Origin of the sequence: Pseudomonas sp. Q1-7, from assembly GCF_028010285.1 — a bacterium.
Lineage (GTDB): Bacteria > Pseudomonadota > Gammaproteobacteria > Pseudomonadales > Pseudomonadaceae > Metapseudomonas.
In genome coordinates, this window is record NZ_CP116304.1 from 5,571,955 (window position 1) to 5,586,032 (window position 14,078).

12 protein-coding genes are annotated in these 14,078 nt (G+C 65.5%); 5 read left to right on the top strand and 7 right to left on the bottom strand.

The genetic code is table 11. The features are described from left to right. Positions 1-98: 98 nt before the first annotated feature. Both rho and trxA read right to left on the bottom strand, forming a co-directional pair. Positions 99-1,358, bottom strand: a complete 1,260-nt coding sequence (gene rho, locus PJW05_RS25600; protein ID WP_271409727.1) for a transcription termination factor Rho — start codon at positions 1,356-1,358, stop codon at positions 99-101. A 269-nt stretch (positions 1,359-1,627) separates the two neighbouring features. Then, positions 1,628-1,954 carry a thioredoxin TrxA gene (gene trxA, locus PJW05_RS25605; RefSeq protein ID WP_003457525.1) on the bottom strand — a complete coding sequence of 109 codons (327 nt, stop codon included), beginning with the start codon at positions 1,952-1,954 and terminating at the stop codon, positions 1,628-1,630. Positions 1,955-2,313: 359 nt separating this feature from the next. On the opposite strand from trxA, the gene ppx reads away from it, so the two are divergent. Then, positions 2,314-3,816 carry an exopolyphosphatase gene (gene ppx / locus PJW05_RS25610; RefSeq protein WP_271409728.1) on the top strand — a complete coding sequence of 501 codons (1,503 nt, stop codon included), beginning with the start codon at positions 2,314-2,316 and terminating at the stop codon, positions 3,814-3,816. 55 nt (positions 3,817-3,871) lie between these two features. Here the strand turns inward: ppx and ppk1 are convergent, their stop codons facing one another. Then, the gene (ppk1, locus tag PJW05_RS25615; protein ID WP_271409729.1) at positions 3,872-6,097 is read right to left on the bottom strand and encodes a polyphosphate kinase 1; all 2,226 of its coding nucleotides are present in this window, start codon (positions 6,095-6,097) and stop codon (positions 3,872-3,874) included. Between the two features lie 20 nt (positions 6,098-6,117). After that, positions 6,118-7,131: a porphobilinogen synthase gene (hemB, locus tag PJW05_RS25620; RefSeq protein WP_271409730.1), complete on the bottom strand. Its 1,014-nt coding sequence runs from the start codon at positions 7,129-7,131 to the stop codon at positions 6,118-6,120. A 179-nt stretch (positions 7,132-7,310) separates the two neighbouring features. On the opposite strand from hemB, the gene PJW05_RS25625 reads away from it, so the two are divergent. After that, a complete protein-coding gene (locus PJW05_RS25625) occupies positions 7,311-7,889 on the top strand; it encodes a DedA family protein (protein ID WP_271409731.1) in 579 nt (192 codons plus the stop codon). Here PJW05_RS25625 and PJW05_RS25630 read toward each other — a convergent pair. Then, the gene (locus PJW05_RS25630) at positions 7,875-9,113 is read right to left on the bottom strand and encodes a sterol desaturase family protein (RefSeq protein ID WP_271409732.1); all 1,239 of its coding nucleotides are present in this window, start codon (positions 9,111-9,113) and stop codon (positions 7,875-7,877) included. The two genes, PJW05_RS25625 and PJW05_RS25630, sit on opposite strands and share 15 nt — an antisense overlap. A gap of 177 nt (positions 9,114-9,290) precedes the next feature. On the opposite strand from PJW05_RS25630, the gene PJW05_RS25635 reads away from it, so the two are divergent. From PJW05_RS25635 to PJW05_RS25645, 3 genes are all read left to right on the top strand, one after another. Continuing rightward, positions 9,291-10,124 carry a dienelactone hydrolase family protein gene (locus PJW05_RS25635; protein WP_271409733.1) on the top strand — a complete coding sequence of 278 codons (834 nt, stop codon included), beginning with the start codon at positions 9,291-9,293 and terminating at the stop codon, positions 10,122-10,124. A gap of 13 nt (positions 10,125-10,137) precedes the next feature. Further along, positions 10,138-10,794, top strand: coding sequence for an isoprenoid biosynthesis glyoxalase ElbB (gene elbB / locus PJW05_RS25640; protein ID WP_271409734.1), 657 nt, complete (start codon positions 10,138-10,140; stop codon positions 10,792-10,794). A gap of 133 nt (positions 10,795-10,927) precedes the next feature. After that, complete coding sequence (locus tag PJW05_RS25645; RefSeq protein WP_271409735.1) at positions 10,928-11,398, top strand: thioesterase family protein; 471 nt, start codon at positions 10,928-10,930, stop codon at positions 11,396-11,398. Positions 11,399-11,540: 142 nt separating this feature from the next. On the opposite strand, the gene PJW05_RS25650 is transcribed toward PJW05_RS25645, so the two are convergent. After that, positions 11,541-11,993: a YaiI/YqxD family protein gene (locus tag PJW05_RS25650; RefSeq protein WP_271409736.1), complete on the bottom strand. Its 453-nt coding sequence runs from the start codon at positions 11,991-11,993 to the stop codon at positions 11,541-11,543. Between the two features lie 56 nt (positions 11,994-12,049). Then, on the bottom strand, positions 12,050-13,939 hold the full coding sequence (locus PJW05_RS25655) for an FTR1 family protein (protein ID WP_271409737.1): 1,890 nt from the start codon (positions 13,937-13,939) through the stop codon (positions 12,050-12,052). Positions 13,940-14,078: the final 139 nt, after the last annotated feature.

Below are 14,078 nucleotides of genomic sequence, written 5' to 3' on the forward strand. Positions count from 1 at the left end.
GCAAATTTTAGCGCCGAACCGGGTTATCCAGAAGGACAAAAGGCCAGTACAGAAATGCAAAAGCCGGGTTTCCCCGGCCTTTGCGGCAACGCCAAGACTTACTTGCGCTTCATCGACATGAAGAATTCGTCGTTGGTCTTGGTGTCTTTCAGCTTGTCGAGCAGGAACTCGATGGCGGCGATCTCGTCCATCGGGTGCAGCAGCTTGCGCAGAATCCACATGCGCTGCAGCTCGTCGTCGGCAGTCAGCAGCTCTTCGCGACGGGTACCGGACTTGTTGATGTTGATGGCCGGGAACACACGCTTCTCGGCGATGCGGCGGTCCAGCGGCAGCTCCATGTTGCCGGTGCCCTTGAACTCTTCGTAGATGACTTCATCCATCTTCGAACCGGTTTCGATCAGCGCGGTGGCGAGGATGGTCAGCGAGCCGCCTTCCTCGATGTTGCGCGCAGCACCGAAGAAACGCTTGGGCTTCTCCAGGGCATGGGCGTCGACACCGCCGGTGAGCACCTTGCCGGAGCTCGGGATCACGGTGTTGTAGGCACGGGCCAGACGGGTGATGGAGTCCAGCAGGATGACCACGTCCTTCTTGTGCTCGACCAGGCGCTTGGCCTTCTCGATCACCATCTCGGCGACCTGCACGTGGCGGGTCGGCGGCTCGTCGAAGGTGGAGGCGACCACTTCGCCGCGCACGGTGCGCTGCATCTCGGTCACTTCTTCCGGGCGCTCGTCGATCAGCAGGACGATCAGGTGGCACTCGGGGTTGTTGCGGGTGATGTTGGCCGCGATGTTCTGCAGCATGATGGTCTTGCCCGCTTTCGGCGGGGCGACGATCAGGCCGCGCTGGCCCTTGCCGATCGGCGCGCAGAGATCGATCACGCGGCCGGTGAGGTCTTCGGTGGAACCGTTGCCGGCCTCCATCTTCAGACGCTCATTGGGGAACAGCGGCGTGAGGTTCTCGAACAGAATCTTGTTCTTGGCGTTCTCGGGACGGTCGAAGTTGATGGAGTCGACCTTGAGCAACGCGAAATAACGCTCGCCTTCCTTCGGAGGACGAATCTTGCCGACTATGGTGTCGCCGGTACGCAGGTTGAAGCGGCGGATCTGGCTCGGGGAAACGTAGATGTCGTCCGGGCCGGCCAGGTAGGACGAGTCGGCGGAGCGCAGGAAGCCGAAGCCGTCCTGGAGAATCTCCAGCACACCGTCACCGGAAATCTCCTCGCCGCTTTTCGCGTGCTTCTTAAGCAGGGCGAAGATGATGTCCTGCTTGCGCGAACGGGCCATGTTCTCGAGGCCCATGGCTTCGGACATTTCCAGAAGTTCGCCAATCGGCTTTTGCTTGAGTTCGGTCAGATTCATAGGAATGACGTTGGTAGAAATGAAGAAGGGAAGCGTTGAGCTTTTTGGGCCGCGCCGCAGAGAAGGCGACAGGATCGCTGTGCTTATTCGAATTAGGAGTGCGTCGGCGACGGCGTGGAGGGCTGCAAGAACGAGCAGCGGTCCGAATGTAACACCGGCACAACGGGGAGTCCAGTCCCGGCAAATGAAAAAGCCCCGCGATTTGCGGGGCTTCTTCAGACGCTTCTAATGCCGGTCCGGCGGCACTGGAGGCCGCGCGGAATCGACGATCAGATGTTGGCGTCGAGGAAAGCGGCCAGCTGGGACTTCGACAGGGCACCGACCTTGGTGGCCTCGACGTTGCCGTTCTTGAACAGCATCAGGGTCGGGATGCCACGCACGCCATACTTCGGCGGGGTGTCCTGGTTTTCATCGATGTTCAGCTTGCAGACTTTCAGTTTGCCCTGGTAGTCCTTGGCGATTTCGTCGAGGACCGGAGCAATCATCTTGCACGGACCGCACCACTCGGCCCAATAGTCGACCAACACCGCGCCGTCGGCCTTGAGCACGTCCTGCTCGAAGCTGGCATCGGTGACGTTGGTGATGAATTCGCTCATGGAAGTATCTCCGTGGTTCGGAAGCAAAAAAGTGGAGCCATCATAGCCCGGCTTTTCCGGGACCGAAAGCCAAGGGCGATTGAGCTTCGCTATAGGATGACGGGGCAAAACTGATGGATGGACGCCGCGACGTCAATCCACAAGCCGCTCCGCGAGCCGGCGAGGCGGACCACCGGCCGGACGACGCGCGCCTGTCATATCCCGCCTATAGTGTGCACAGCCAGCCTTTCGCCAGAAAACCGCCCCCGGCGCCACGATTCAGGGCCCGAGCCAGCCTGGTACGAACGTACCGCAATTCGCATTGGCTCGACCGGACAACCGTGGCAGGATTGCGCGGTTCAGCTTCGAGACTCGAAACCATGCCGCAAAAGCCCGCCGAAATCCCGTCCCTTATCGCCGCAATCGACCTGGGCTCGAACAGTTTCCACATGGTGGTGGCGAAGGCCGACCATGGCGAGATCCGCATCCTGGAACGGCTCGGTGACAAGGTGCAGCTGGCGGCGGGCCTGGATGAGGCACGCAACCTCAGCGAAGAATCCATGCAGCGCGGCCTCGACTGCCTGCGTCGCTTCGCCCAGATGATCGCCGGGCTGCCCGAAGGCGCGGTGCGCATCGTCGGCACCAATGCCCTGCGCGAGGCCCACAACCGCGCCGAGTTCATCCGCCGCGCCGAGGAGATCCTCGGGCATCCGGTGGAGGTCATCTCTGGCCGCGAAGAGGCGCGCCTGATCTACCTGGGCGTCTCCCATACCCTGCCTGACACCCCTGGCCGCCGCCTGGTGGCGGACATCGGCGGCGGCAGTACCGAATTCATCATCGGCCAGCGTTTCGAATCGCAATTGCGGGAAAGCCTGCAAATGGGCTGCGTCAGCTACACCCAGCGCTATTTCCGCGACGGCAAGATCACCCCGGCGCGCTATGCCCAGGCCTACACCGCTGCACGCCTGGAGCTGATGGGCATCGAGTACAGCCTGCGCCGACTCGGCTGGCAGGAAGCGGTGGGCGCCTCCGGCACCCTGCGCGCGGTGGGCCTGGCGATCCAGGCCGCCGGCCTGGGCAACGGCGAGATCAACCCGGAGGGCCTGGCCTGGCTCAAACGCAAGCTGTTCAAGCTGGGGGACGTCGAGAAGCTCGACCTGGATGGCATCAAGCCGGACCGCCGCCCCATCTTCCCGGCCGGCCTGGCGATCGCCGAAGCGATTTTCGAGGCTCTCGAACTCAAGCGCATGACCCACTCCGAAGGCGCCCTGCGCGAAGGCGTGCTCTATGACCTGCTGGGTCGCCATCACCACGAAGACGTGCGCGAACGTACGCTGGGCGCGCTGATGGAGCGTTGCCACGTGGATCTGGAACAGGCCGCGCGAGTCGAGGCCAAGGCCTTGTCGGCCCTGGAGCAAGTGGCCGACAGCTGGGGCCTGGACGACGACTGGCACCGTGACCTGCTGCTCTGGGCCGCGCGCGTCCACGAAATCGGCATGGACATCGCCCACTATCACTACCACAAGCACGGCGCCTACCTGATCGAACACTCCGACCTGGCCGGCTTTTCCCGCCAGGACCAGTTGATGCTCGCCCTGCTGGTGCGCGGCCACCGCCGCAACATCCCCAAGGACCGCTTCGCCGAGTTCGGTGAGGAAGGAGTGAAGCTGCTGCGCCTCTGCGTCCTGCTGCGCTTCGCCATTCTCTTCCACCATATCCGGGGCACCTCGGCGATGCCCAAGGTGCGGCTCAAGGCTTCCAACAACAGCCTGGAAGTGGAATTCCCGAAAGGCTGGCTCGAGGAAAACCCGCTGACCCAGGCGGACTTCGAGCAGGAAGCGGGCTGGCTGAAACGCATCGACTTCGAGCTGAAAGTGGGCTGAAGCTCCTGGGAAAGAAAACGGGGCCCGCAGGCCCCGTTTTTCATGGCTGCGCCATTCAGCGCACGATTGCAGGCAGGTTGGTCAGCTTGTCCAGCAGCGTGGCCTGGGCATTGCGCGAGTTCTGGTTGCCGCTCGGGCTGTTGCGCAGGTAGCGGCCGTCCGGCTGCAGCACCCAGCTCTGGGTGTTGTCGCTGATATAGGCCTCCAGCTCCTTCTTCACGCGGGTCAGCAACTTCTTGCCCTCCACCGGGAAGCAGGTTTCGACGCGCATATCGAGGTTGCGCTCCATCCAGTCGGCACTGGAAAGGTACATCTTCTCGTCGCCGCCATTGAGGAAGTAGTAGATGCGGCTGTGCTCCAGGAAGCGGCCGATGATCGAGCGCACCTGAATGTTGTGCGACACGCCGGGAATGCCCGGGCGCAAGCAGCACATGCCGCGCACCACCAGGTCGATGCGTACGCCGCTCTGACTGGCCTTGTACAGCGCGCGGATGACCTTGGGATCGGTCAGCGCGTTGACCTTGACCATGATGTGCGCCGGCTTGCCGTCACTGGCGTGCTGGGCCTCGCGGGCGATCATGTCGAGCAGGGTCTTCTTCAGGGTGAAGGGCGCATGCAGCAGCTTCTTCATGCGCAGGGTCTTGCCCATGCCGATCAGCTGGTTGAACAGCTTGTGCAGGTCCTCGCAGAGCGCGTCGTCAGCGGTGAGCATGCTGTAGTCGGTGTACAGGCGCGCGTTGCCGGCGTGGTAGTTGCCGGTGCCCAGGTGGGCGTAGCGGCGCAGCTCGCCGTTCTCGCGGCGCAGGATCAGCATCATCTTGGCGTGGGTCTTGAAGCCCACCACGCCGTAGATCACCACGGCGCCGGCCTGCTGCAGGCGGCTGGCCAGTTGCAGGTTGGACTCTTCGTCGAAGCGCGCGCGCAGCTCGATCACCGCGGTGACTTCCTTGCCGTTACGCGCCGCCTCCACCAGGGAGTCGACGATTTCGGAATTGGCGCCCGCGCGGTAGAGGGTCTGCTTGATGGCCAGGACGTTGGGGTCCTTGGCGGCCTGGCGCAGGAAGTCCACCACCGGGGTGAAAGACTCGAACGGGTGCAGCAGGAGGATGTCCTGCTTGCCCACTACGCTGAACAGGTTCTCGGCCTTTTGCAGGAGCTTCGGAATCACCGGCGTGAAGGACGGATGCTGCAGTTCCGGGTGGCTTTCCAGGCCGGTGATGCTGAACAGGCGGGTCAGGTTCACCGGGCCGTTGACTTGGTACAGCTCGCTTTCGGTCAGGCCGAACTGCTTGAGCAGGTAGTCCGAGAGGTGCTTCGGACAGGTGTCGGCCACCTCCAGGCGCACCGCGTCGCCGTAGCGGCGCGAGAAGAGCTCGCCGCGCAGGGCGCGGGCCAGGTCGTCGACGTCCTCGGTGTCCACCGAGAGGTCGGCGTTACGGGTCAGGCGGAACTGGTAGCAGCCCTTCACCTTCATGCCGGGGAACAGGTCGTCGGCGTGGGCGTGGATCATCGATGAGAGGAAAACGTAGTTGTCCCCCGCACCACCAATGTCCTCGGGCACGCGGATCACCCGGGGCAGCAGGCGCGGCGCCGGGATGATCGCCAGGCCGGAATCACGGCCGAACGCGTCCACGCCTTCCAGCTCGACGATGAAGTTCAGGCTCTTGTTCACCAGCAGCGGGAAGGGGTGCGTCGGGTCCAGGCCGATGGGGGTGATGATCGGCGCGATTTCGTCACGGAAGTAGCGGCGCACCCAGCTTTTCAGCTTGGTGGTCCAGTAGCGGCGACGGATGAAGTTGACCTGGTGCTTGGCCAGCTCCGGCAACAGGATGTCGTTGAGGATGTTGTACTGGCGGCTGACCTGTTCGTGCACCACTTCGCTGATGCGCGCCATGGCCTGGTGCGGCAGCAGGCCGTCGGCGCCGGCCTGTTCGCGGGCGAAGGTGATCTGCTTCTTCAGGCCGGCGACGCGGATCTCGAAGAACTCGTCGAGGTTGCTGGAGAAGATCAGCAGGAATTTCAGACGCTCGAGCAACGGATAGGACTCATCCAGCGCCTGCTCCAGCACGCGGATGTTGAACTGCAGCTGGGACAGCTCACGGTGGATGTAGAGGCCGCTGTCATCCAGGCTCGGGACCACCAGCGGCGCGGCAGCCGGCGGCGGGGCGACCACCACTTCGGCGGCGGGTGCCTCGGGGGCCGGCGGCGGGGTCACCGGCACTTCGGCGGCCTCCTTCAGGGGGTCGAGCAATGCGCTGGGGTTGAGTCCTTCGGTGTTCATCTGCAGTTCCTGGGGGGAGGTCAGGCTCCCGTCTTGAGCATTTCTGCGGCGCGTACGGCAAAGTACGTCAGGATGCCATCGGCGCCGGCGCGTTTGAAGGCCACCAGGGATTCGAGGATGACTGCGTCGCTGAGCCAGCCGTTCTGGATGGCCGCCATGTGCATGGCGTATTCGCCACTGACCTGGTAGACAAAGGTCGGCACGCGGAATTCATCTTTCACCCGACGAACGATGTCGACGTAAGGCATGCCCGGCTTGACCATCACCATGTCGGCGCCTTCGGCCAGGTCGGCGGCCACTTCGTGCAGCGCTTCGTCGGTGTTGGCCGGGTCCATCTGGTAGCTGGCCTTGTTGCCCTTGCCGAGGTTGGCGGCGGAGCCGACCGCGTCACGGAAGGGACCGTAGTAGGCGCTGGCGTACTTGGCCGAGTAGGCCATGATGCGTACGTTGGGGAAGTCGGCCAGTTCCAGGGCTTCGCGAATGGCCTGGATACGGCCATCCATCATGTCCGACGGGGCCACCACCTGGGCGCCGGCTTCGGCGTGGGACAGGGCCTGCTTGACCAGCGCATCGACGGTCACGTCGTTCTGCACGTAGCCGTTCTCGTCGAGGATGCCGTCCTGGCCATGGGTGGTGAAGGGATCCAGGGCCACGTCGCTGATCACCCCCAGTTCCGGGAAACGGTCACGTAGCGCGCGGATGGCGCGCTGGGCAATACCGTCCGGGTTCCACGCCTCGGCGCCGTCGAGTGACTTCTTCTCCAGCGGCGTCACCGGGAACAGCGCCAGTGCCGGGATGCCCAGCGCGACCCAGGCCTCCGCCTCCTTGAGCAGCAGGTCGATGGACAAGCGCTCGACGCCCGGCATGGAGGGCACGGCTTCACGGCGGTTCTCGCCATCCAGCACGAACACCGGGAGGATCAGGTCGTTGACGGTCAGGACGTTCTCGCGCACCAGGCGGCGGGAGAAATCGTCACGGCGGTTGCGGCGCAGGCGAGTTGCGGGGAACAGGCGGTTGGCGGGGGTAAGGCTCACAGCAGACTCCAGGGCCCGGTACGGACGCAGTGTGACAAATATAAGGGCCGATTATGACCGAATGGTAACAACGCGCGACAGCGACCCGTGGTCGCGTCGGCCGGCGGTGCGCGGGCCGAGCTTTCCCCGGAACGCCATCCCGGTTAGGCTGCGCGTTCCTTTCGCTGCGCACCCCGACCATGCTGCAACAATTTCTCCAGGATTTCGGCTACTTCGCCCTCTTCCTCGGCACCTTCTTCGAGGGTGAGACGATCCTGGTCCTGGCCGGATTCCTCGCCTTCCGGGGCTACATGGACATCAACGCAGTGGTGGCCACGGCGTTCTGCGGCAGCTATGCCGGCGACCAGCTCTGGTACTACCTGGGCCGCCACAAGGGCCGCCAGATCCTCTCCCGCAAGCCACGCTGGCAGGCCATGGGCGACAGGGCCCTGGACCACATCCGCCGCCATCCGGACACCTGGGTGCTGAGCTTCCGCTTCGTCTATGGCCTGCGCACCGTGATGCCGGTGGCCATCGGCCTGTCCGGCTACCCGCCGCTGCGCTACCTGTTCCTCAACGGCATCGGCGCCATCGTCTGGGCCCTGGCGCTGGGCTTCGCCGCCTACCACTTCGGCGCAGTGCTCGAAGGCATGCTGGGCAACCTCAAACGCTACGAACTGATGGTCCTCGGCGGCCTGCTGGTGATCGGCGGCATCCTCTGGCTGAGACGCCGCCTGCGCAATGGCAGAAACGCCAGGAACGGCTCAACGGAGAGCTAAGGCAGTCTCGCGACGTGGCAGGCCGAGCAGCGCCATCCCGCTGACCAGGCTGTAGAGCGCCAGCAGCCCCCAACCCAGCGCATCCATCGGCAGCAAGCCCTGCGCCGCCAGCGCCCAGAACGCCGGCCAGTTCAGTACCAGTCGCGCCAGCTCCAGGGCGCGCGCCCAGGGGCGGTTTTCCAGCCAAGCGCCGATCGCGTAGAGACCAAAGGCCATCCAGCCCCAGGCCAGACAGAGGCTCACCAGCGAGGCCTGCTCGCCAGTTCCCAGCAGCCAGGTTCCCGCCACAACGTAGCCGGCGAACTGCACCCCGGCGTACCACGTCTGCGCCCGGCCCAGCGGCACCTCGAACTTGACGAAGCGCGACAGGTCCGGCTTGGCCTGTGGATAACGCGCGGCCACATCCGCTGGACGCCAGCCGGTGCGCATGAACCAGATGCGCAGCTTGTCCCACCAGGACTCGGCACGCACCGCATCGCGCCAGAGCTGCACATAGAACTGCAGGTTGGCCCAGAGCGGGTTCCAGCTGGCCAGCGGGGTGGTCACGCCGAAGATCACCGGCTCCTCGTCCAACTCCTCCTGGAATGAGCCGAACAGGCGATCCCAGAGGATGAACACACCGCCGTAATTGCGATCCATGTACACCGGATTCTGCGCATGGTGAACGCGATGGTTCGACGGCGTGATGAAGACCCATTCGAACCAGCCCAGCTTGGGCACGTGGCGGGTATGGACCCAGAACTGGTACAGCAGGTTCATCGCGCCGACGCTGAAGAACACCAGGGGCGGCACGCCGGCCACCGCCATCGGCAGGTAGAAGATCCAGCCGAAGAGAAAGCCGGTGCTGGTCTGGCGCAGGGCGGTGGAGAGGTTGTACTCCTCGCTCTGATGGTGCACCGAATGGGCCGCCCAGAGTACGTTGCGCTCGTGGCCCAGACGGTGGTTCCAGTAGTAGCAGACGTCATAGAAGACGAAGGCCGCCAACCACACCCAGAGGCTCGACGCCGACAGCTCGAGCAGCGCCAGGTGCTGCCAGGCGAGGGTGTAGGTCAGCAGCCCCACCGCCTTGGTCAGCAGGCCGCTGGTGGTGGACAGCACCCCGGCGCTCAGGCTGTTCAGGGCATCGGCGGTGCGGTAGCTGCTCATCCCGCGCCAACGGTCGGCGATCAGCTCGATGCCGATCAGCAGGAAGAAGAAGGGCACTGCAAAGAGGACGTAGTTCATGGGGAGCCTTGTGGTCGTTCCTGTCCGGTGGCCGACGGGCAGCGAGCGGGATGGCGCGGTGCTCGCGGCCCGATTCCCCGGCCTGCTAGGATTGCTCGTCAGTACCCGGATGCTACTCCTGCAGCCGGCCCGGCTTCCCGGCACGGCGTGCCATCCCAAGCGGCATATGACGACAGCATGCGCACACTCCTGAAACCCGCCCTGATCGCCCTGCTCCTGCTGGCTTGCGCCGCCCTGCTCGGACTCTACCCCTATCGCGACGCCCTGCTGCCGCCGGCGATCTCCGACCTGCCCGCGGCGGAGCAGCGCCTGGCGCCCCACCTCAGCCTGTTCACGCCGGAAGGCGCCGGCCCCTTCCCCACCGTGCTGGTGTTCCACGGCTGCAGCGGCCAGAGTCCGCTGTTCGTACGCAATGTGAAGAGCTGGCTGCTGTCCGCCGGCTACGCAGCGCTGTTCGTCGACAGCCATGCCGCGCGCGGCATCGAGGACTGGCGCCCGGTATGCGACGGCAAGCGCCTGTGGGGCAACGAGCGCGCCATCGACGTCTATGCCGCCCTGGCCCTGGCGCGGAAGGTTCCTGCCATCGATGGCAGCCGCCTGGCCCTGCTCGGCTACTCCCACGGCGGCTGGACGATACTCGACGCGCTGTCCTACGACGGCGCCGCCGGCCATGGCTTTCCGGCCACCGGCAAGGGCGCGCTGGCCGGCGTGCGCGGGGTGATCGCCTACTACCCCTACTGCGGCTTCCCCGCCCACCTGCGCGACGGCCTCGGCCACGACACACCGGTGCTGATGTTTCTCGGCGGCCAGGATCACATCACCGACCACCGCCAATGCGTCTCGGCCCTCGGCAGCCTGGGTGGCCAGCGCCTGGAACTGGTGCAATACGGAAACGCCGACCACGTCTTCGACCAGCGCAGCGACCTGAATACCTACCAACCCGACCTGGCCGAGGATGCCCAGCGACGCGCCCTGGCGTTCCTGCGCGACAACCTCGCACCGGTCCATTGACCTGGAGATGTCCATGACCAAGAAAGTTGCCGTGATCCTGTCCGGCTGTGGCGTTTACGACGGCGCGGAAATCCACGAGAGCGTCATCACCCTGCTACGCCTGGACCAGCGCGGCGCGAAGGTCCAATGCTTCGCCCCGAACATTGCACAGCACCATGTGATCGACCACACCACCGGCGAGGAAATGCCGGAAAGCCGCAACGTGCTGGTGGAGTCGGCGCGCATCGCCCGTGGCGAGATCCGCGACGTGAGCGAACTGGACGCCGCCGAATTCGATGCCCTGATCGTCCCCGGTGGATTCGGCGCCGCGAAGAACCTTTCCGACTTTGCCCTCAGTGGCGCCAACTGCAGCGTGCAGCCCGACGTGCTCGCCGCCGCGCGCGGTTTTGCCGGGGCCGGCAAGCCGGTGGGCCTGATCTGCATCTCCCCGGCCCTGGCGGCGAAGATCTACGGCGAAGGCGTGACCTGCACCATCGGCAACGACGCGGGCACCGCCGCCGCCCTGGGCGAGATGGGCGCCCAGCACGTGGAGTGCGAGGTCGGCGAAATCGTCGAAGACGGGAAGCGCAAGCTGGTGACCACCCCGGCCTACATGCTGGCGCAATCCATCAGCGAAGCCGCCTCCGGCATCAACAAACTGGTGGACCGGGTACTGGAACTGGCGCACTGACGCGCCCGTGCGGGCGACACAGGCCGCCCGCCCTGTGCCAATCCGGCCAATCCGCCCGCCTCTCCGGCCGCCCCACTTGGCACCCGGTCCAGCATGCGGCAGCGTCGAGCCATCGATGCATCCAGGAGGCGCCATGACCCAGACCGATTTCGTCCTCACCCCTGAACTGCGGGAGGCCGTCGCCGGCTTCTTCGAACGCATCCCCTTCAACCGCATGCTGGGCATCCAGCTCGGCGAGATGAGCACTGAGAAAGTGCTGATGCACCTGCCGATGAAGGACGAGCTGATCGGCAATTTCGTGCAGGGCATCCTCCACGGCGGTGTGATCTCCAGCCTGCTGGACGTGGTGGGCGGCGCCATGGCGCTGATCGGCGCCTTCGAGCGGCACCAGCACCTGTCCACGGCCGAGCGCATGGCGCGGCTGTCCAAGCTCGGCACCATCGACCTGCGCATCGACTACCTACGCCCAGGCCGCGGCCGGCACTTCACCGCCACCGCCGTGCTGCTGCGTTCGGGCAACAAGGTGGCGGTGGTGCGCTCGGAACTGCATGCCGACGACGGCACCCTGGTGGCGGTGGGCACCGGCACCTACCTGTGCGGCTGAGTGGACCCGGACGGGCAACCCCGCCTGAGGGCTGGCACTGAGCCTGCGAAGACCAGCGCTCACATGATCAGATGAGCGTCGTCGGGCCTCGCGGCGCGCGGCGCCAACCTGCGGGATGCAGGTTGGTGACCGCAGCCAGCGATCAGCTCCGGCTCAGCTTCGTCAGCAGCCGGTCCAGGGAGTTGGCGAATGCCTGGCGATCCTTCTCGCCATAGGCGGCCTGGCCACCCCCCATCTGCCCCTGGTCGCGCAGGTCGGTAAACAGATTGCGCACCGCCAGGCGTTCGCCCATGTTGCGCTCGTCGAATTCGCGGCCCCGCGGGTCCAGCGCCGCCACGCCCTTTTTCACCAGGCGGTCGGCCAGCGGCACATCGCTGCAAATCACCAGCTCGCCAGGTACGGCGTTCTCCACCAGATAGTCGTCGGCCGCGTCCGGGCCGCTGGGCACCACCACCAGGCGTACACAAGCGAAGGCCGGCTTGACCTGGCTCTGCCCGGCTACCAGCACCACCTCGAATTTGCGCTTCAGGGCGAACTTGATCACCTGATCCTTGGCCGCCCGTGGGCAGGCATCGGCATCGATCCAGACGCGCATGGCATTTCCTTCCGGATAAGAAAAAGGGCGAGGAGTTTACACCCCTCGCCCCCAACTCAGGCCTGTACCGCGCGGCGTTCCCGCAACCAGCTGCGACTGTAGAGCGCGGCGATGGCCAGCAGGGCGAGCCCCTGGGCCGACAGGGTGTAGGCATCGGGGCGGATACCCAGCCAGTCGAACTCGAAGAACGGCACTGGACGGGTGCCCAGCACTCCGGCTTCCTGCAACGCCGCCACGCCATGGCCGGCGAAGACCACCGACAAGGCACAGAGAAGAATAGCGTTGGCGCTGAAGAAGGTGCCCAGCGGCAACCTGGCCGAGCCGCGCAGGATGATCCAAGCCAGGCCCACCAGCAGCACCAGGGCGGCCACCGCGCCGGCGACGACCATGCTGTGACCGGCAGCGCCGGCCTGTAGCCAAAGGGTTTCGTAGAACAGGATGACTTCGAACAGTTCGCGGTACACCGAGAAGAACGCCAGGGTGGCGAAACCGAAACGGCCACTGTTGCTCAGCAGGTGCTCCTTGATGTGGCGCTGCCAGGCGGCCGCATGGCGACGGTCATGCATCCATACGCCGAGCCAGAGCACCATGACGCAGGCGAACAGCGCGGTGAAGCCCTCCATCAGCTCGCGCTGGGCGCCGCCGACATCGATCAGGAAGGCCGCCACGGCCCAGGTGGCGAAACCGGCGACTATGGCCAGGCCCCAGCCGACGTGGACGCTGCGCACGGCATGCTCCTGGCCGGTCTTGCGCAGGAAGGCGAGGATCGCCGCCAGCACCAGGATGGCTTCCAGGCCTTCCCGCAGGAGAATCAGCAGGCTGGAGATGAAGCTCAGGGAACCGCTCAGACCGTCGCTACCCAGCAGGTCGGCGGACTTGTCCAGCTCGGCCTTGGCCCGCTCCAGCAACTGTGCCGCTTGCCCCAGGGACTGGCGGTCCTGCAGGGCTTGCCGGTAGGCCATCAACGCACGCTCCGTGGTCTTGCGCTGTACCGCGTCGAGGTTGTCGAGGGAGCTTTCCACCAGCTCGAAGCCTTCCAGGTAGGCGGCTACCGAGAGGTCATAGGCCTGGTCCGCATCACCCTCGCGGTACGCCTTCAGGCTCTGCTCCAGGGTGGCACGGGTGTGGCCGATCAGCTCCTTCGGCCCGCGCTGCTGCAACGGCGGCTGGGCGCGCTGGGCACGGAACCGTGCCTGGGCGGCGGCGCCCTGGCTGGCGCCGACCTCTTCCGGGGTGCGGCCGGCCAGCTCACCCAATGGGATCGCCTCGCCCTTCACCGCCGCGTCGGCACTGAACCCGGCGATGTAGCTGGCCAGGTCCCAGCGCTGGCGGTCGTCCAGCTGGTCGGCGAAGGCTGGCATATCGGTGCCTTCGACGCCCAGACCGACGGTGTTGTAGAGGTCGTAGAGGCTCATCCGGTCCATACGCGCCCGTTCGCGGAGGTTCGCCGGCGGCGGCTCCAGGCCCATGCCCGCCGGGCCGTCACCGGCGCCGGCATCGCCGTGGCAAACGCTGCAATGCTGGGCATAGAGCGGCGCACCGCGTGCGGGGTCGGGGGTGATGAGCGGCGCCTGGCTGACCTCGTAGGTCGCCGCCAGCCGGGTGGCCAACTGGCGGGCCTGGCGAGCCACGGCGGCGCCGTCCTGCTTGCTTTCGACGGCCTGCTGCAGGCTGGCGACGCCCTGCTCCAGGTCCTTGCGGCCATCGCGCGCCGGCAGGGCGACGATCAGGCCCTGTAGCACACCGAGGAATTCGATCTGTTCGCGGTATTCGCCGGCATCGATGACCTTGCCGTCGACCACGGTGGCGGGGTAGTCGGCCCCGATGTAACTGAGCAGATGCAGCGCCTGGGCGGCGCCATCGGCGGGGTCGGCCAGCAGGCTGAAGCTGCAGAACGCCATCAGCGGCATCAGGAGCCAGCTGAGCAATCTCGGAATGGGGAACATGAGTCAATCTCAAATGAGAATGGGGGACAGAATTGTTACCCCCCTAACGATCCAGCTCAACCCCGGTCGTTCACTTACCCTGCGTCAGCTTGCCGCACGTAGCCAACCGCCGCACTGCAACGAAAAAAGGCGGCCCGGA